This window comes from Pantoea sp. 22096 (genome assembly GCF_052045955.1).
GTDB lineage: Bacteria > Pseudomonadota > Gammaproteobacteria > Enterobacterales > Enterobacteriaceae > Pantoea > Pantoea alfalfae.
In genome coordinates this window covers 98413-117237 of record NZ_JBQEPW010000004.1, presented here as the reverse complement: position 1 = coordinate 117237, position 18825 = coordinate 98413, and the positions used below count along the sequence as shown (strand labels likewise).

Here is an 18825-nt window from a genome sequence, read left to right as displayed (position 1 = left end):
CAGCCATAAAAAACGCAGCAGGTTGATCGCCTGCTGCGTTTTTATTTCTGCTTAATCAGTTGTTCTGATTGATATCGCGGTAGAGTCGGCTTTCAAAACGCACCAGTGGAATACGGCGGGTACGTTGATCTTCCGGCGGCACTGCATAACCGGAAAGGAACTGAACAAATGCCACTCGTGCACCGCTGGAAGTGGTAATAAAGCCTGCCAGATTATAGACGCCCTGCAGTGAACCGGTTTTCGCCGAGACCTTGCCATCCAGTCCCGCCTCATGCAGCCCGCCACGATACTGTAGCGTGCCGTCGTAACCCGCCAGGGGCAACATCGAAATATAATCCAGCGTGTTGTCATTCTTCGCAATGAACTGCAACACCTGCATCATGGTTTGCGGCGAAATCAGATCGTGGCGCGACAGACCGGAACCATCAACCTGAATGCTGTTACCCATATCGACATTGGCTTTGGCTTTCAGGATACGGCGGACAGCATCCTGCCCGGCACGGAAGGTACCGGGCACGTTGAAGTAGTGATGACCAATGGTGCGGAAGACCGTGTCGGCTATCATGTTGTCTGACTTCTTCAGCATGGTGTGCAGCAGCGTGTGCAGCGGCGCAGACTGGGTCGATGCCAGTACGGTACCTGGCTCCGTGACCTGCGTCTGGCGCACCAGATGGCCACTGTAGTCAATCTCTGACGAGCGCAGCTCTGCCTTAAGGATTTCACCCGCCCAGGCCGCGCCATCCTGCACCGCAAAGGCCAGCGGCAGCGGTTCGGCACGCTGGCGCATACAGCCTGTCAGGGTGTAACGGTTCAGCTCACCTGGAACCACATCCAGTTCGCAATATTGCCCTTCACCGCTGTTACGGCCGATGGTGCGGACCTGGCTGTACATATGCGCCGGATAATAGGAGGCGATGCGCACAAACGCATTTTCACCTGGCGTATTGGCACTGTAGAGCGACACCGAGAAGCAGTTTTTATCCACAATCGCGGCACCCGGCGGGGCGCTGAAGCACTGGGTCATATCGTTCCACGGCCAGCCCGGTGCCATGTCGTGACTGGCAAAAACCGAGGTGTCGATAACCAGGTTGCCTTTGATATGGTTAATGCCCTGCTTCTTTATTGCCGCGACCATGTTGCGCAGATCCTGACGGCTTAAAGTTGGATCACCGCCGAAACGTGCGACTAAGTCGCCGTTCAGGGTGCCATCTATAATGGCACCCCGGGTCTCAAACGTGGTCTGAAAACGGAAGTCGCCACCCAGTTCCAGTAATGCCGCCAGCGCCGTCACCACTTTCATGGTACTGGCGGGCAGGGCCATCTGTTTGCCGTGGTAATCAATGATCGGTGTTGATGCACCCACTTTCTGAACCATCAGCGCCAGATTGGCGCCATCTGGCAGGTACTGCATGTATTCATCAACTGGCGCTGCGTGTGCCTGCAGCATAAATGCGCAGCTTAATCCGGTAACAAGTCGTGAAAATCGCATAATCTCGCGGTAACTGGCAGGTGAGGGCGTCAATACTACGTCGCTGGACGGTGCAAAGTAAACGATGACCCGCAGGGAACTCTGGGGTAAAATACGTATCAAATTGCAAAACTCTTTTCTGGCCTGGAAGCATCTCCGGGTCAGGATTCTTTTATTTGCAAAAACGGGCTAATGCGCCGCAGAGCGCTTTTTTCTGCGGTCACCGGTCAGGATGACATCGTTAAACAGGAAAGAGGGCGAGGAGCTTAAATGAATCAGATTCCGATGACGTTAAGAGGCGCTGAAAGATTGCGCGAAGAGCTGAACGAGCTGAAAACCGTGAAGCGCCCGCGCATTATCGCCTCTATCGCTGACGCACGCGAGCATGGCGATTTAAAAGAGAACGCGGAATATCACGCTGCGCGTGAAGAGCAGGGCTTTTGTGAAGGCCGTATTCAGGAGATTGAAGCCAAACTCTCCAATGCGCAGGTTATCGATGTTACGCAGATGCCTAAAACCGGCCGCGTGATCTTCGGCGCAACGGTGACCGTGCTGAACGTCGAGACCGACGAAGAAGCCACGTATCGCATCGTGGGCGATGACGAAGCAGACTTTAAGCAAAATCTGATTTCAGTCAATTCGCCAATGGCGCGTGGTCTGGTGGGTAAAGAGGCCGATGATGTGGCTATCGTAAAAACCCCGGGCGGCGACGTTGAATATGAGATTCTGAAGGTGGAATACCTTTAAGATGTTGCTACGCTTTGAAAAGCGCTGAAGCACAATGTAAAGAAAGGAAAAAGGCCGCATTGCGGCCTTTTATCTGAGGTAAGAGCATGTCACTTTCTTTGCCCACTTAGCGTGGCAGAGAAATTTTGCTCTCTTTAGAGGGGCGATACAGCACCAGCGTTTTGCCGATCACCTGTACGTTGCTGGCACCGGTCTCACGCACGATAGCCTCGACGATCAGCTGTTTCGTTTCACGATCTTCAGAGGCGATTTTTACCTTAATCAGTTCGTGATGCGACAGAGCCTGCTCGATTTCGGCCAGCACGCCTTCAGTCAGGCCATTGCCACCCAGCATAACAACTGGCTTGAGCGGATGGGCGAGGCCCTTGAGGTGCTGTTTTTGTTTGGTACTTAGATTCATCGTAGTTTTTTACTTACTCAGGGATTGAAAACGGTTCATTCTACCGCCATCTCGGGTATATCACCAAATCGACGCAACCCATTGCGTGCAGGTTTATCGCTACGATGACGATTTAACTGGAATTATTATGACGGGTAAAAAGCGTTCGGCCAGCTCCAGCCGCTGGCTTCAGGAACACTTTAGCGATAAATATGTGCTTCAGGCGCAGAAAAAAGGGTTGCGTTCGCGCGCCTGGTTTAAACTTGATGAAATACAACAGGGTGACAAGCTTTTCAAACCCGGCATGACCGTGGTAGATCTGGGTGCTGCACCTGGTGGCTGGTCGCAATATGTGGTTCAGCAAATCGGGAATAAAGGGCGCATCATTGCCTGTGATATCCTGCCAATGGATCCGATAGTCGGTGTCGATTTCCTTCAGGGCGATTTTCGTGAAGAATCAGTGATCAATGCGCTGCTTGAGCGCGTTGGCGATCAGAAAGTCCAGGTTGTCATGTCCGATATGGCGCCGAATATGAGTGGTACACCTGCCGTAGATATTCCCCGGTCGATGTATTTAGTAGAACTGGCGCTGGAGATGTGTCGGGATATCCTGGCACCTGGCGGCAGTTTTGTAGTGAAAGTGTTTCAGGGAGATGGCTTCGATGAATACCTGCGGGAAATTCGCTCCCTGTTTACGAAAGTAAAAATTCGTAAGCCGGACGCTTCACGTTCACGTTCACGTGAAGTGTACATTGTGGCGACTGGGCGCAAACTATAACCAAATTGCTGGAGACGTCCGCAGCTTTGCTGCGATTCCATGTATGCAGGATCTATAGTACCCTACGCTATCTGTTAACACCGATGTAATATGAGGTTAATCCCTTGAGTGACATGGCGAAAAACCTGATTCTCTGGTTAGTCATCGCGGTCGTGCTGATGTCAGTATTCCAGAGCTTTGGGCCCAGCGAGTCAAATGGCCGTCGGGTTGATTATTCAACCTTCCTGTCGGAAGTGAACCAGGATCAGGTCCGCGAGGCACGTATTAACGGGCGTGAAATTAACGTCATTAAAAAAGACAGCAATAAATACACGACCTACATTCCTGTCAACGATCCCAAGTTGCTTGATAACCTCTTGACCAAAAACGTCAAAGTGGTTGGCGAACCGCCGGAAGAGCCAAGCCTGCTGGCTTCCATCTTCATTTCGTGGTTCCCGATGCTGCTGCTGATCGGTGTGTGGATCTTCTTTATGCGTCAGATGCAGGGCGGCGGCGGTAAGGGCGCGATGTCCTTCGGCAAAAGCAAAGCCCGCATGTTGACGGAGGACCAGATTAAAACCACTTTCGCCGATGTAGCAGGTTGTGACGAAGCGAAAGATGAGGTGGCTGAGCTGGTGGAATATCTGCGCGAGCCGAGCCGTTTCCAGAAGCTGGGCGGTAAAATTCCAAAAGGCGTTCTGATGGTGGGCCCGCCGGGTACCGGTAAAACCCTGCTGGCAAAAGCGATTGCCGGTGAAGCCAAGGTGCCTTTCTTCACTATCTCCGGTTCTGACTTTGTGGAAATGTTTGTCGGTGTCGGTGCATCCCGTGTGCGCGACATGTTCGAACAGGCCAAGAAAGCCGCTCCGTGCATCATCTTTATCGATGAAATCGATGCTGTGGGTCGTCAGCGTGGTGCTGGTTTAGGCGGTGGTCATGATGAACGTGAGCAGACGCTGAACCAGATGCTGGTTGAGATGGATGGTTTCGAAGGTAACGAAGGTATTATCGTTATCGCCGCGACTAACCGTCCTGACGTACTGGACCCTGCGCTGCTGCGTCCAGGCCGCTTTGACCGTCAGGTTGTGGTCGGTCTGCCAGACGTACGTGGTCGTGAGCAGATCCTGAAAGTGCATATGCGTCGTGTGCCACTGGCAACCGACATTGATGCCGCAATCATTGCACGTGGTACGCCAGGCTTCTCAGGTGCCGATCTGGCCAACCTGGTGAACGAAGCCGCGCTGTTCGCCGCTCGTTCAAACAAGCGCGTGGTGTCGATGGTTGAGTTCGAGAAAGCGAAAGACAAAATTATGATGGGTGCGGAACGTCGCTCCATGGTGATGACGGAAGCGCAGAAAGAGTCAACGGCTTACCACGAAGCGGGCCACGCCATTATTGGCCGCTTGGTGCCAGAGCATGATCCGGTGCATAAAGTTACGATTATCCCGCGCGGCCGTGCGCTGGGTGTGACCTTCTTCCTGCCTGAAGGCGACGCGATTAGCGCCAGCCGTCAGAAACTGGAAAGCCAGATCTCAACGCTGTACGGTGGTCGTCTGGCAGAAGAGATCATCTACGGTGTGGAACATGTTTCTACCGGTGCGTCCAACGACATTAAAGTCGCGACTAATCTGGCACGTAACATGGTGACGCAGTGGGGCTTCTCTGAAAAACTGGGTCCGTTGCTGTATGCAGAAGAAGAGGGTGAAGTATTCCTTGGACGTTCTGTCGCGAAAGCGAAACATATGTCTGATGAAACAGCCCGCATCATTGACCAGGAAGTTAAACACCTGATCGACAGCAACTACCAGCGTGCCCGCCGCATTCTGGGTGAGAACATGGACATTCTTCACGCCATGAAAGACGCGCTGATGAAGTATGAAACCATTGATGCACCGCAGATCGACGACCTGATGGCACGCCGCGAAGTGCGTCCGCCTGCGGGCTGGGAAGATCCAGGCAGCAACTCAGACAGCAACGGTACGCCAAAAGCGCCACGTCCGGTTGATGAACCGCGTACGCCGAACCCAGGCAATACCATGTCAGAGCAGTACAACAAATAAGACGCATCATTGTCAGACAAAACCCCGGCTGGTCCGGGGTTTTTTACATCCAGATATTGATCAGCAAGGAGTTTTCACCATGAAGTTGTTTGCCCGTGATTCCCATCTCGATTTATCTTTTCCTCATGTGATGGGCATTCTGAATGTCACGCCGGACTCTTTTTCAGATGGTGGTAAACATAACGCGCTGATCGATGCGCTGACGCATACCAATGAGATGGTCAACGCAGGCGCAACCATTATCGATGTCGGCGGTGAATCAACCCGTCCTGGCGCAGATGAAGTGAGTGTGGAGGAGGAGCTGGAGCGGGTCATTCCGGTAATCGATGCCATTGCCCAGCGTTTCGAAGTGTGGATTTCAGTAGACACCTCTAAAGCCGACGTAATCAGGGAAGCCGCACGAGTGGGTGCTCACATCATTAACGATGTCCGCTCACTCTCTGAGCCGGGTGCGCTGGAAGCCGCAGCGGCTACCGGACTTCCTGTCTGTTTAATGCATATGCAGGGCGAACCGCGCACCATGCAGCAGGCACCGGTTTACGAAAACATCTTAAGCGAAGTGGACACTTACTTCGCTCAGCAGATTGCGCGCTGCGAAGCGGCGGGAATTAAAAAAGAGCAGCTGATACTCGACCCGGGCTTCGGTTTCGGTAAAAATCTCAGCCACAATTATGAACTGCTGGCTCATCTCAGCGATTTTCACCACTTTGGTCTGCCGCTGCTGGTGGGGATGTCGCGTAAATCGATGATTGGCCAGTTGTTAAATGTTGGCCCGTCACAGCGTTTAACCGGCAGCCTGAGCTGCGCGGTGATTGCTGCCATGCAGGGCGCGCAGATTATTCGCGCGCATGATGTAAAAGAGACGGCCGAAGCGATGCGCGTGGTCGAAGCGACCCGAAGAGCAAAAGGAGCATCATGAGTAATCGTAAATATTTCGGTACAGATGGCATTCGCGGCAAAGTCGGTGAAACACCTATCACGCCTGATTTCGTCCTGAAGCTGGGCTGGGCCGCGGGTAAAGTACTGGCGCGTCACGGTTCGAAAAAGATCATTATCGGCAAAGATACCCGTATCTCGGGCTATATGCTGGAGTCTGCGCTGGAAGCAGGCCTCGCCGCCGCGGGCCTGACCGCTGCGTTTACCGGTCCGATGCCGACCCCCGCCATCGCCTATCTGACCCGTACCTTCCGCGCAGAGGCGGGCATCGTTATTTCAGCGTCGCACAATCCGTTTGACGATAACGGCATTAAATTCTTCTCGTCCGAAGGCACCAAACTGCCTGATGACGTGGAAGAAGCGATTGAGCTGGAGATGGAAAAGCCGATTACCTGTGTTGAATCAGCCCAGTTAGGCCGCGCCAGCCGCATTGTTGATGCAGCGGGGCGTTACATTGAGTTCTGTAAGGGGACTTTCCCCAGTGAACTCAATCTGAATGGCCTGAAAATTGTGGTCGACTGTGCCAATGGTGCGACTTACCACATTGCGCCGAATGTCCTGCGCGAGCTGGGCGCAACCGTCATCGCAATCGGTGTCCAGCCAGACGGCATGAACATCAACAAAGAGTGCGGTGCCACCGATCTTAAACTGCTGCAGCAGCGCGTACTGGCGGAGAAGGCCGATATTGGTCTGGCCTACGACGGCGATGGCGACCGCATCATGATGATTGACCATCTGGGCGACAAAGTAGATGGCGACCAGATCCTCTACATCATTGCACGTGAAGCGCTGCGTCAGGGACAGTTACGCGGCGGTGTAGTGGGTACGCTGATGAGCAACATGGGCCTGGAATTAGCGCTGAAACAGCTCGGCATTCCGTTTACCCGTGCCAAAGTCGGTGACCGTTATGTGCTGGAGAAGATGCAGGAGAAGGGCTGGCGTCTCGGCGCGGAGAACTCCGGTCATGTGATCCTGCTGGATAAAACCACCACCGGCGACGGTATCGTTGCAAGTTTGCAAGTGCTCACTGCGATGGTGCGTAACCACATGAGCCTGCACGATCTCTGCAGTGGCATGAAGATGTTGCCACAGGTTCTGGTCAACGTGCGCTTCGCGGGCGAGCATGACCCGCTGCAAAGCGACGCCGTGAAAACTGTCACCGCCGACGTTGAAAAAGCGCTGGCGGGTCGCGGACGCGTTCTGTTGCGTAAGTCAGGCACTGAGCCACTGATTCGAGTGATGGTCGAAGGCGAAAATGAGGCGCAGGTCACCGAACTGGCTAATCGTATTGCCGATCAGGTCAAAGCGGTTTAAACCTCTTAAAGGCGGTGCTCAGAATGCTGAACCGCCTGTAAAATCACCGGGATGGCGCTTTTTTCTTCAATCAGTTTGCGTAAGAGAAATTGCACTTGCAGAGATATGCGCCTTTGGTTAGTATTCACACCCGCTTCTGATGGGTGATGACGAGACACCCCATCAATACTGGTTGAAGCTTTAACTGTACGATTATCGTGCAAGGAACAGGTTGAATATGTACGAAGCTCTTTTAGTTGTTTTCCTTATTGTAGCTATCGCCCTCGTGGGTATGATCATGCTGCAGCAAGGCAAAGGCGCTGATATGGGAGCCTCATTCGGTGCAGGCGCATCCGGTACGGTGTTTGGTTCTTCGGGTTCAGGTAATTTCATGACCCGTACTACTGGCATCCTAGCGGCACTGTTCTTCATCATCAGCCTGGTTCTGGGTAATCTGAACAGCAATAAAGCCTCGAAAGGAAGTGAGTGGGAAAATCTTTCTGCGCCGGCGCAGTCTTCTCAACAGACTGAAAAGCCAGCTCAACCGGTTACACCGGGCAGCGATATTCCTAAGTAAGATCGTCAGCACAACGAATCGTTGTGGTCAGTGCAGTGCAGTGCCGTGGTGGTGGAATTGGTAGACACGCTACCTTGAGGTGGTAGTGCCCGATTGGGCTTACGGGTTCAAGTCCCGTCCTCGGTACCAAATCGTAGTATCACTTGCATTTTATGCAGGTCTGGCGTATTATTCGCCACGTTTTCGGACGCGGGGTGGAGCAGCCTGGTAGCTCGTCGGGCTCATAACCCGAAGGTCGTCGGTTCAAATCCGGCCCCCGCAACCATTTTCCCTTTGAGTTCTTTTTCAAATATACTGTATGCATCGACGGACGCATTCACGGCTATTTTTTGAAAGAAAATTCTTTGGATGGAGTCCGGGCCGCGTTGCGGCATACAGGGTCCAGTGACTAAAAGCCCCGAATATTCGGGGTTTTTTGTTATTAGCGAATCGTAATACTGGGCTATAGGCCCTTTTTTTATGTCTTGGGGGTGGGCTTGTCCACATTAGAGCAAAAATTGACAGAGTTGGTATCGGCTCCCGTAGAAGCGCTGGGTTACGAACTGGTTGGAATTGAATTCGTTCGTAGTCGCACATCTATCCTGCGCATCTATATTGATAGTGAAGATGGCATCAATGTCGATGATTGCGCCGATGTCAGCCACCAGGTAAGTGCGGTAATGGATGTTGAAGATCCGATTACTGTACCTTACAACCTTGAAGTCTCTTCACCGGGACTCGATCGTCCTCTGTTCACCGCAGAACACTATACCCGTTTTATGGGTGAAGAAGTGAGTCTGGTGTTGCGTATGGCCGTTCAGAACCGCCGTAAATGGCAGGGAACCATCAAGTCAGTTGATGGCGAGATGATTACGGTGCACGTTGAGGGTAGCGATGAAGTGTTCGCGCTGAGTAATATTCAGAAAGCGAACCTGGTCCCCCACTTTTAAAAGTCCGGATTGAGGCTAACCAGGATGAACAAAGAGATCTTAGCTGTTGTAGAAGCCGTTTCTAACGAAAAAGCCCTGCCGCGTGAGAAAATCTTCGAAGCGCTGGAGAGCGCGCTGGCGACTGCGACCAAGAAAAAGTACGAGCAGGAAATTGAAGTACGCGTCAGCATTGATCGCCGCAGTGGCGATTTCGATACTTTCCGCCGCTGGGAAATCGTAGAAGAGGTGACACAGCCGACGCGCGAGATCACGCTGGATGCGGCCCGCTTCGAAGATGAAGCATTCAATCTGGGCGAATATGTCGAAGATCAGATTGAATCGGTCACCTTTGACCGTATCACTACCCAGACCGCTAAGCAGGTTATCGTGCAAAAAGTGCGCGAAGCTGAGCGCGCGATGGTGGTTGATCAGTTCCGTGAGCAGGAAGGCGAAATCATCACCGGTGTGGTGAAGAAAGTTAACCGCGACAACATTTCCCTCGACTTAGGCAGCAATGCCGAAGCGGTCATTCTGCGCGAAGATATGCTACCGCGTGAAAACTTCCGTCCAGGCGACCGTATTCGTGGCGTACTCTACTCTGTACGTCCGGAAGCGCGTGGCGCGCAGCTGTTTGTGACGCGTTCCAAACCGGAAATGCTGATTGAACTGTTCCGCATTGAGGTGCCAGAAATTGGCGAAGAACTGATTGAAATTAAAGCCGCTGCCCGTGATCCGGGTTCCCGCGCTAAAATTGCAGTCAAAACCAACGACAAACGTATCGATCCGGTGGGTGCCTGTGTGGGCATGCGCGGCGCGCGTGTTCAGGCGGTTTCCAGTGAACTGGGCGGCGAGCGTATCGATATCGTACTGTGGGACGATAACCCGGCGCAGTTTGTTATTAACGCCATGGCTCCGGCCGATGTGGCATCAATCGTGGTTGATGAAGATAATCACACCATGGATATCGCCGTAGAAGCTGGCAATCTGGCTCAGGCGATCGGCCGTAACGGCCAAAACGTGCGTCTCGCTTCGCAGCTGAGTGGCTGGGAGCTGAACGTGATGACCGTCGATGATCTGCAGGCTAAGCATCAGGCTGAAGCGCATGCAGCGATCGATATGTTCACTAAACATCTCGACATCGACGAAGAGTTCGCCACCGTACTGGTGGAAGAGGGCTTCTCCTCGCTGGAAGAGCTGGCATACGTGCCAATCAACGAGCTGCTGGAAGTCGACGGCCTCGACGAAGAGACCATTGAAGCCCTGCGTGAACGAGCAAAAAATGCGTTAACCACCCTGGCACTGGCGAAAGAAGAGAGTCTTGGAAATCAGGAGCCCGCTGCGGATCTTCTGAATCTTGAAGGCCTCGATCGTGCGCTGGCGTTCCGCCTGGCGTCAAAAGGCGTTTGCACGCTGGAAGATCTCGCTGAGCAAGGTGTTGACGATCTGACGGATATTGAAGGCATGTCTGATGAACAGGCCGGCGCGCTGATTATGGCCGCACGTAATATCTGCTGGTTCGGCGATGACGCGTAATAACAGGAAGGAACAGCATGACAGATGTAACCGTAAAATCGCTGGCCGCAGAAATTCAGACTCCGGTCGATCGCCTGGTACAGCAATTTGCTGATGCGGGAATCCCTAAGTCTGAAAATGACGCGGTGACCCAGCAAGAGAAAGAAACCTTACTATCTCATCTGAACCGTGAACACGGTCAGGTCGGTTCAGCTAAGCTGACGCTGCAGCGTAAAACGCGCAGCACCTTGAATATTCCAGGCACCGGGGGTAAAAGTAAGTCGGTGCAAATCGAAGTCCGCAAAAAGCGTACCTATGTGAAGGGTGATGCAGAGGCTGAGCAAGCTCAGGCAGAAGCTGAAGCCGAGGCGCAGCGTGAAGCGGAAGAGCAGGCGCAACGCGAGGCTGAAGAAAAAGCCCGTCGCGAAGCTGAACAGAAAGCGCAACGTGAAGCCGAAGATAAAGCCAGGCGCGAAGCCGCTGATAAGGCCAAACGTGCAGCAGCGGAAAATGACAAAGTGACAAATCAACCTACCGACGAAGTGACCAGGGCTGCGCAATCAGACAAAGCCCGTCGCGAAGCTGAAGCTGCTGAACTGAAGCGTAAAGCTGAAGAAGAAGCCCGCCGTAAGCTTGAAGAGGCTGCCCGCCTCGTAGCCGAAGAAGCCCGCCGTCTGGCTGAAGAGAAATCAGCTGAATGGGAAAAACCGGAAGAAGAGGATAAAGGCGACTATCACGTCACCACTTCGACCCACGCCCGTCAGGCAGAAGACGAAAACGACCGTCAGGTTGAAGCAGGCCGTGCGCGTGCGCGTACTACTGCTAAAGCTGCGCGTCCGGCGAAAAAAGGCAACAAACATTCCGAAGCCAAAACTGACCGTGAAGAAGCGCGTGCGCAGGTTCGTGGCGGTAAAGGCGGTAAGCATCGCAAACCTAGCGCACTGCAGCAGGGCTTCAACAAGCCAGCGCAGGCCGTTAACCGCGATGTTGTGATTGGCGAAACCATCACCGTAGCCGAACTGGCGAACAAAATGGCGGTGAAAGGTTCTCTGGTCATCAAAGCGATGATGAAGATGGGCGCCATGGCGACTATCAACCAGGTCATCGATCAGGAAACTGCACAGCTCGTAGCCGAAGAAATGGGCCACAAAGTGACCCTGCGTCGTGAGAATGAGCTGGAAGAAGCGGTAATGGACGATCGTGATACCGATGCGGCACAGGAGTCTCGTGCGCCGGTTGTGACCATCATGGGCCACGTCGACCACGGTAAAACCTCTCTGCTGGACTATATCCGTTCCACTAAAATCGCCTCTGGCGAAGCGGGCGGTATTACACAGCACATTGGTGCTTACCACGTCGAAACCGACAACGGTATGGTCACCTTCCTGGATACCCCGGGCCACGCCGCGTTTACCGCGATGCGTGCACGTGGTGCACAGGCGACAGATATCGTTATCCTGGTGGTTGCCGCAGACGATGGCGTGATGCCACAGACTGTCGAAGCTATTCAACACGCCAAAGCCGCTAAAGTGCCGGTTGTGGTTGCCGTGAACAAGTGCGATAAGCCAGAAGCGGATCCGGATCGTGTTAAAAACGAACTGACTCAGTACGGAATCATTCCGGAAGAGTGGGGCGGCGAAAACATGTTCGTAAATGTCTCTGCGAAAGCGGGTACCGGCATTGACGACCTGTTAAACGCAATCCTGCTGCAGGCAGAAGTTCTGGAACTGACGGCTATCCGTGAAGGTATGGCGAGCGGCGTGGTGATTGAATCGTTCCTCGACAAAGGTCGTGGTCCGGTTGCTACCGTGCTGGTTCGTGAAGGTACGCTTAATAAAGGCGACATCGTTCTTTGTGGTTTCGAATATGGCCGTGTTCGTGCAATGCGTGACGAACTGGGTCGCGAAGTCATGGAAGCGGGTCCTTCTATCCCGGTTGAGATTCTGGGCCTGTCCGGCGTGCCGGCTGCAGGTGATGAAGCGACTGTGGTACGTGACGAGAAGAAAGCACGTGAAGTTGCGCTCTACCGTCAGGGCAAATTCCGCGAAGTTAAACTGGCTCGCCAGCAGAAATCTAAGCTCGAAAACATGTTTGCTAACATGACCGAAGGCGAAGTGTCTGAACTGAATATCGTTCTGAAAGCCGACGTTCAGGGTTCTGTGGAAGCCATCTCTGATTCCCTGCAGAAACTCTCCACCGACGAAGTGAAGGTGAAGATTGTGGGTTCAGGCGTGGGCGGGATTACCGAAACCGATGCAACCCTGGCGGCTGCTTCTAACGCCATCCTCCTTGGCTTCAACGTTCGTGCCGATGCCTCTGCGCGTCGCGTCATTGACGCAGAAAGCCTGGATCTACGCTACTACTCTGTCATCTATAACCTGATTGACGAAGTTAAAGCAGCGATGAGCGGCATGCTGGCACCAGAGTACAAACAGCAGATTATTGGTCTGGCTGCAGTGCGCGACGTGTTCAAATCACCGAAGTTTGGCGCGATTGCCGGTTGTATGGTGACGGAAGGTAACATCAAACGTCACAATCCAATCCGTGTCCTGCGTGACAACGTGGTGATTTACGAAGGCGAGCTGGAATCTCTGCGTCGCTTCAAAGATGACGTCAACGAAGTGCGTAACGGCATGGAGTGCGGTATCGGCGTGAAGAACTACAACGACGTTCGCGTTGGCGATATGATCGAAGTGTTTGAAATCATCGAAATTAAACGCACCATCGAGTAATAGACTGCTGATGTGTTGCAATTTGGGAGGCCTCTGGCCTCCCGAATTATTTGGGAGAAATAATGATGGCGAAAGAATTTGGTCGCCCGCAGCGCGTGTCACAAGAGCTGCAAAAAGAGATCGCGATGATCCTGCAGCGTGAGATTAAAGATCCGCGCCTTGGCATGATGGTCACCGTATCCGGCGTTGAAGTGTCACGCGATCTTGCTTACGCAAAAGTGTTCGTTACGTTCCTCAACGACAAAGATGAAGATGCGATCAAGCATGGCCTGAAAGCGCTGAAAGAAGCGTCAGGCTACATTCGCATTCTGCTCGGCAAAGCGATGCGTCTGCGTATCGTGCCTGAGCTGACGTTCTTCTACGATAACTCGTTAGTCGAAGGGATGCGCATGTCTAACCTCGTCACCAGCGTCGTTAAGAACGATGCAGAGCGCCGTGGTCCGGATGCCACCGGCGATGACGAGGAGGCGTAATGAGTCGTCCGCGTCGTCGCGGTCGCGACGTCCATGGCGTGTTGTTGCTGGATAAGCCACAAGGCGTTTCGTCGAATGATGTCCTGCAGAAAGTGAAGCGTATCTTTAACGCTAATCGCGCAGGCCATACCGGCGCGCTTGATCCACTGGCCACCGGCATGTTGCCAATCTGCCTGGGTGAAGCGACCAAGTTTTCGCAGTATCTGCTCGATTCCGACAAACGCTACCGTGTGATTGCCCGACTGGGCGAGCGCACTGACACGTCAGATGCGGATGGCAATATCGTGCAGACGCGTCTGGTCAGCTTCAGTCAGGTCGATCTGGATAGCGCCCTTGAGAGCTTCCGCGGCGATACGCTGCAGGTGCCATCGATGTTTTCGGCGCTGAAGCATCAGGGTCGTCCGCTGTATGAATATGCGCGTCAGGGCATTGTGATTGAGCGTGAACCGCGTCCCATCACGGTCTATGAGCTGCAATTTATTCGCTGGCAGGATAATGAGCTGGAGCTGGAAATTCACTGCTCCAAAGGCACCTATATCCGTACCATCATCGATGACCTGGGTGAAAAGCTGGGATGCGGTGCGCATGTCATCATGCTGCGACGTGTACAGGTTGCCCGTTATCCGTATGAACGGATGGTGACGCTGGAACAGCTCAACACGCTGCTGGCGGAAGCCACAGAAGCGGGCACCCCACTGGAAACGCAGCTCGATCCGCTGTTGTTGCCGATGGACAGCCCGGCCTCTGATTTCCCTGAAGTGAATATCCCGCCCGCCGTGGCAGATTTTTTCCGTCAGGGACAGCCGGTACAGGCCAGCAACGCGCCTGCGCAGGGGCTGGTCAGAGTATCGGAAGGCGAAGCGCGTAAGTTTATCGGTATGGCAGAAATTGCCGATGATGGCCGTCTTGCGCCACGTCGTTTAGTGGTTGAGTATCAGGATTAAGCCAGGCGTTCACTTTTCGCTGATGGGGCATTTGCGTTGCTATCAGGCGCAGAGTAGAATAGCGCGGCTTTAAAGCGGGATGCTGAATTAGAGATCGGCACCCATACATTCATTTATTACTGGAGTTTATTATGTCTCTAAGCGTAGAAGCTAAAGCAGAGATCGTTGCTAAATATGGCCGTGGTGCTAACGACAGCGGTTCAACTGAAGTTCAGGTTGCCCTGTTGACCGCGCAGATTACCCATCTGCAGGGTCACTTCTCTGAGCACAAAAAAGACCACCACAGCCGCCGCGGTCTGCTGCGCATGGTATCACAGCGTCGTAAGCTGCTGGACTACCTGAAGCGTAAAGACGTTGCACGCTACAGCAGCCTGATCGAAAGTCTCGGTCTGCGTCGCTAAGTCTGAAGAATCTGATCGTCGGGGCATTATGCGGACTTTTGCACTGTGTGCAGCTTACGATCAGATTTGTGCGAGTTTCGTGAAGAGGGGGCCTTTATGGCCCCTTTTTTCGAGCAATCGGCAGCAATCCGGGCCAAACTGATGTATTGTTGCTTAGTGTGATCTTTAGTTTGCAGAATTTCGCGCGGCTAATGAGAGGCTTTACCGCAGGGGCGGTCGAGGGTTGTCATTAGTCGCGAGGATGCAGCTGAAGATTGGTAATCAATGGCAGGCTACAGATAGCCCTGCCCCGAAGTTAAGGACTTTGATTTTGCTGAATCCGATCGTACGCAAATTCCAATATGGTCAACATACCGTCACGCTGGAAACCGGCATGATGGCTCGCCAGGCGACAGCCGCTGTGATGGTGAGCATGGACGATACTGCAGTGTTCGTCACTGTTGTAGGTCAGAAAAAATCTAAACCAGGTCAGGACTTCTTCCCACTGACCGTGAACTATCAGGAGCGTACTTACGCTGCTGGTCGTATCCCAGGCAGCTTCTTCCGTCGTGAAGGCCGTCCAAGCGAAGGCGAAACCCTGATTTCGCGTCTGATTGACCGCCCGATTCGTCCACTTTTCCCGGAAGGCTTTGTTAACGAAGTCCAGGTTATTGCCACCGTGGTGTCTGTCAACCCACAGGTTCATCCAGACATCGTTGCGATGATCGGTGCTTCTGCTGCACTGGCGCTTTCTGGTCTGCCGTTCAATGGCCCGATTGGCTCTGCACGTGTAGGTTACATCAACGATCAATATGTTCTGAACCCAACCGCAGATGAGCTGAAACAGTCTCGTCTGGATCTGGTTGTTGCCGGTACGCAGAATGCCGTTCTGATGGTTGAATCTGAAGCTGAGATCCTGTCAGAAGAGCAGATGCTGGGCGCCGTGGTCTTTGGCCATGACCAGCAGCAGATCGTTATCGAAAACATCAATGCCCTGGTTGCTGAAGCAGGCAAACCGCGCTGGGACTGGCAGCCAGAAGCCGCCAATACCCCGCTGATTTCTCGTGTTGCTGCCCTGGCAGAAGCGCGCATCAGTGATGCTTACCGCATCACTGACAAGCAGGAGCGTTACGCGCAGGTTGGCGTCATCAAAGACGAAACCATTGCTGCGCTGCTGGCTGAAGATGAAACGCTGGATGGTTCAGAAATCGGCGACATCGTGCATAGCCTCGAAAAAACCGTTGTTCGTACCCGCATCCTGAATGGCGAGCCACGTATCGATGGCCGTGAAAAAGATATGATCCGCGGTCTGGACGTGCGTACTGGCGTATTGCCACGTACTCACGGTTCATCACTGTTCACCCGTGGTGAAACGCAGGCACTGGTTACGGCAACGCTGGGTACTACCCGTGATGCGCAGAACCTGGATGAGCTGATGGGCGAACGTACCGACAGCTTCCTGTTCCATTACAACTTCCCTCCATACTCTGTCGGTGAAACCGGCATGGTCGGTTCGCCGAAGCGTCGTGAGATTGGTCACGGTCGTCTGGCGAAGCGCGGTGTGTTAGCGGTAATGCCTAAAGCGGAAGATTTCCCTTACACCGTTCGCGTCGTGTCTGAAATCACCGAATCAAACGGCTCCTCTTCAATGGCCTCTGTCTGTGGTGCCTCACTGGCGCTGATGGATGCAGGTGTGCCAATCAAAGCCGCCGTTGCCGGTATCGCGATGGGTCTGGTGAAAGAAGATGAGAAGTTTGTGGTTCTGTCTGACATCCTGGGCGACGAAGATCATCTGGGCGACATGGACTTCAAGGTAGCCGGTAGCCGTGAAGGTATCACCGCGCTGCAGATGGACATCAAAATCGAAGGCATCACGCGTGAAATCATGCAGGAAGCCCTGAACCAGGCCAAGGGTGCGCGTCTGCACATTCTGGGCGTAATGGAACAGGCTATCAGCACACCGCGTACTGAGATTTCTGAATTTGCACCGCGCATCTACACCATCAAAATCAGCTCTGACAAGATCAAAGATGTGATTGGTAAAGGCGGCTCAGTGATTCGTGCACTGACCGAAGAGACCGGCACCACGATTGAAATCGAAGATGACGGCACCGTGAAAATCGCTGCGACCGATGGTCTGAAAGCGAAAGAAGCCATTCGTCGTATTGAAGAGATCACTGCAGAAATCGAAGTGGGCCGCATTTACAGTGGTAAAGTGACCCGTATCGTTGATTTCGGTGCCTTTGTTGCCATCGGCGGCGGTAAAGAAGGTCTGGTTCACATTTCACAAATCGCTGATAAGCGCGTTGAGAAAGTGACTGACTACCTGCAGATGGGTCAGGAAGTGCCGGTTAAGGTGATGGAAGTTGATCGCCAGGGTCGCGTACGCCTGAGCATCAAAGAAGCGACAGAATCTAAGCCGCAGACTGAAGAAGCTGCAGCGGTGGCCACGCCTGACGCTGAATAAGTCGTTGCTGATTTGCCCCTCTTTGCCTGGCAGAGAGGGGCGTTTGTATCATCGCGAGGGCGGGAATCCTTGTGCACAGCAGGCGGATGACAGGATGGTTATCCCAATGTTTGTATTCGGGAGTGGGAAATGAAGCCTTTTCTGCGCTGGTGTTTTGTTGCGACAGCTTTGACGCTGGCAGGATGCAGCAACTCCAATTGGCGTAAGAACGACGTTCTTGCAGTGCCTTTACAGCCCACACTGCAGCAGGAAGTGATACTGGCGCGCATGGAACAAATTCTTGCCAGTCGCGCTCTCACCGATGATGAACGCGCACAGCTGTTATATGAGCGCGGAGTGTTGTATGATAGTTTAGGTCTGCGGGCATTAGCGCGGAACGATTTTTCGCAAGCGCTGTCTATAAGACCAGATATGCCCGAAGTGTTTAACTACTTAGGCATATATTTAACGCAGGCGGGCAACTTTGATGCCGCCTATGAAGCGTTTGATTCTGTACTTGAGCTTGATCCAACTTACAACTATGCGCATTTAAACCGTGGTATCGCCCTCTATTACGGCGGTCGATACAAGTTAGCGCAAGATGATCTGCTGGCGTTTTATCAAGACGATCCTAACGATCCTTTCCGCAGTCTGTGGCTCTATCTCGTTGAACGTGAGATGGATGTCGACAAGGCAAAAGTCGCGCTTAAACAGCGTCACGACAAAGCGGTCAGAGACCAATGGGGATGGAATATTGTCGAGTTCTACCTTGGAGATATCAACGAGAAAACGTTGATGGAAAGTCTCAAGGCGGACGCAACGGATAACACCTCGCTCGCTGAACATCTCAGTGAAACCAACTTCTATTTAGGTAAGTACTACCTAAGTCTGGGGGAGAAGGACGACGCGAAAGCGTTGTTCAAACTGGCGGTGGCCAACAACGTTAACAACTTTGTTGAACACCGATACGCATTGTTGGAACTGGCGCAACTCGGCCAGGCACAAGACGATTTATCAGAATCTGACCAGCAATAGCTGACGAACTTAATTTGCCTGTAAAACCTGTTAAGTCATCATCTTAAAGGATGAAGGCTTTTCTGTTCGTCAAAACTTCTAATTTGAGCCGGTTCACACTTTTTGATGAAAATGACTGAAAGTTTTCACGACGAGTTATGTAGACTGGCCGCCGCAATCTAAGAGGCACGTGTACTAC

At 53.0% G+C, this 18825-nt stretch carries 17 protein-coding genes and 2 tRNA genes; 17 read left to right on the top strand and 2 right to left on the bottom strand.

What is annotated here, in order from left to right; genetic code table 11:
• Positions 1–55: 55 nt before the first annotated feature.
• On the bottom strand, positions 56–1489 hold the full coding sequence (dacB, locus tag ACTJKZ_RS15190) for a serine-type D-Ala-D-Ala carboxypeptidase (protein ID WP_010251813.1): 1434 nt from the start codon (positions 1487–1489) through the stop codon (positions 56–58).
• 249 nt (positions 1490–1738) lie between these two features.
• Between dacB and greA the strand changes: the two genes are divergently transcribed.
• Entirely contained in the window at positions 1739–2215 is a 477-nt protein-coding gene (gene greA / locus ACTJKZ_RS15185) for a transcription elongation factor GreA (protein WP_010251811.1), read from the top strand.
• 106 nt (positions 2216–2321) lie between these two features.
• Here greA and yhbY read toward each other — a convergent pair whose 3' ends face one another.
• Positions 2322–2615, bottom strand: coding sequence for a ribosome assembly RNA-binding protein YhbY (gene yhbY / locus ACTJKZ_RS15180; protein ID WP_010251809.1), 294 nt, complete (start codon positions 2613–2615; stop codon positions 2322–2324).
• 127 nt (positions 2616–2742) lie between these two features.
• Here yhbY and rlmE point away from each other — a divergent pair, with 127 nt between their 5' ends.
• From rlmE to yrbN, 16 genes are all read left to right on the top strand, one after another.
• Positions 2743–3372 (top strand): 23S rRNA (uridine(2552)-2'-O)-methyltransferase RlmE, encoded by a 630-nt coding sequence (rlmE, locus tag ACTJKZ_RS15175; RefSeq protein ID WP_013359905.1) that lies wholly within the window; start codon positions 2743–2745, stop codon positions 3370–3372.
• Positions 3373–3485: 113 nt separating this feature from the next.
• Entirely contained in the window at positions 3486–5411 is a 1926-nt protein-coding gene (gene ftsH, locus ACTJKZ_RS15170) for an ATP-dependent zinc metalloprotease FtsH (RefSeq protein ID WP_161731836.1), read from the top strand.
• Between the two features lie 79 nt (positions 5412–5490).
• Entirely contained in the window at positions 5491–6330 is an 840-nt protein-coding gene (gene folP, locus ACTJKZ_RS15165) for a dihydropteroate synthase (protein ID WP_440829797.1), read from the top strand.
• Complete coding sequence (gene glmM / locus ACTJKZ_RS15160) at positions 6327–7661, top strand: phosphoglucosamine mutase (protein ID WP_013359908.1); 1335 nt, start codon at positions 6327–6329, stop codon at positions 7659–7661. The genes folP and glmM overlap by 4 nt, the downstream gene beginning before the upstream one ends.
• A gap of 217 nt (positions 7662–7878) precedes the next feature.
• A complete protein-coding gene (secG, locus tag ACTJKZ_RS15155) occupies positions 7879–8217 on the top strand; it encodes a preprotein translocase subunit SecG (RefSeq protein ID WP_003851074.1) in 339 nt (112 codons plus the stop codon).
• 42 nt (positions 8218–8259) lie between these two features.
• Positions 8260–8346 (top strand) — tRNA-Leu (locus ACTJKZ_RS15150).
• Between the two features lie 59 nt (positions 8347–8405).
• Positions 8406–8482, top strand: a tRNA-Met gene (locus tag ACTJKZ_RS15145).
• Between the two features lie 211 nt (positions 8483–8693).
• A complete protein-coding gene (gene rimP, locus ACTJKZ_RS15140; RefSeq protein WP_010251795.1) occupies positions 8694–9146 on the top strand; it encodes a ribosome maturation factor RimP in 453 nt (150 codons plus the stop codon).
• A 24-nt stretch (positions 9147–9170) separates the two neighbouring features.
• A complete protein-coding gene (gene nusA / locus ACTJKZ_RS15135) occupies positions 9171–10658 on the top strand; it encodes a transcription termination factor NusA (RefSeq protein WP_061061455.1) in 1488 nt (495 codons plus the stop codon).
• A 17-nt stretch (positions 10659–10675) separates the two neighbouring features.
• Positions 10676–13369, top strand: a complete 2694-nt coding sequence (gene infB / locus ACTJKZ_RS15130; protein WP_161731840.1) for a translation initiation factor IF-2 — start codon at positions 10676–10678, stop codon at positions 13367–13369.
• Positions 13370–13434: 65 nt separating this feature from the next.
• Positions 13435–13842 (top strand): 30S ribosome-binding factor RbfA, encoded by a 408-nt coding sequence (gene rbfA / locus ACTJKZ_RS15125; RefSeq protein ID WP_033731320.1) that lies wholly within the window; start codon positions 13435–13437, stop codon positions 13840–13842.
• The gene (truB, locus tag ACTJKZ_RS15120) at positions 13842–14786 is read left to right on the top strand and encodes a tRNA pseudouridine(55) synthase TruB (RefSeq protein ID WP_161731842.1); all 945 of its coding nucleotides are present in this window, start codon (positions 13842–13844) and stop codon (positions 14784–14786) included. Before rbfA ends, truB begins: the two co-directional genes overlap by 1 nt.
• 131 nt (positions 14787–14917) lie before the next feature.
• Positions 14918–15187 carry a 30S ribosomal protein S15 gene (rpsO, locus tag ACTJKZ_RS15115; RefSeq protein ID WP_003851063.1) on the top strand — a complete coding sequence of 90 codons (270 nt, stop codon included), beginning with the start codon at positions 14918–14920 and terminating at the stop codon, positions 15185–15187.
• Positions 15188–15497: 310 nt separating this feature from the next.
• Positions 15498–17633 carry a polyribonucleotide nucleotidyltransferase gene (gene pnp / locus ACTJKZ_RS15110; protein ID WP_440829796.1) on the top strand — a complete coding sequence of 712 codons (2136 nt, stop codon included), beginning with the start codon at positions 15498–15500 and terminating at the stop codon, positions 17631–17633.
• Positions 17634–17762: 129 nt separating this feature from the next.
• Positions 17763–18647: a lipoprotein NlpI gene (gene nlpI, locus ACTJKZ_RS15105; protein ID WP_161731844.1), complete on the top strand. Its 885-nt coding sequence runs from the start codon at positions 17763–17765 to the stop codon at positions 18645–18647.
• A gap of 105 nt (positions 18648–18752) precedes the next feature.
• The gene (gene yrbN, locus ACTJKZ_RS15100; RefSeq protein ID WP_098053093.1) at positions 18753–18809 is read left to right on the top strand and encodes a protein YrbN; all 57 of its coding nucleotides are present in this window, start codon (positions 18753–18755) and stop codon (positions 18807–18809) included.
• Positions 18810–18825 lie beyond the last annotated feature (16 nt).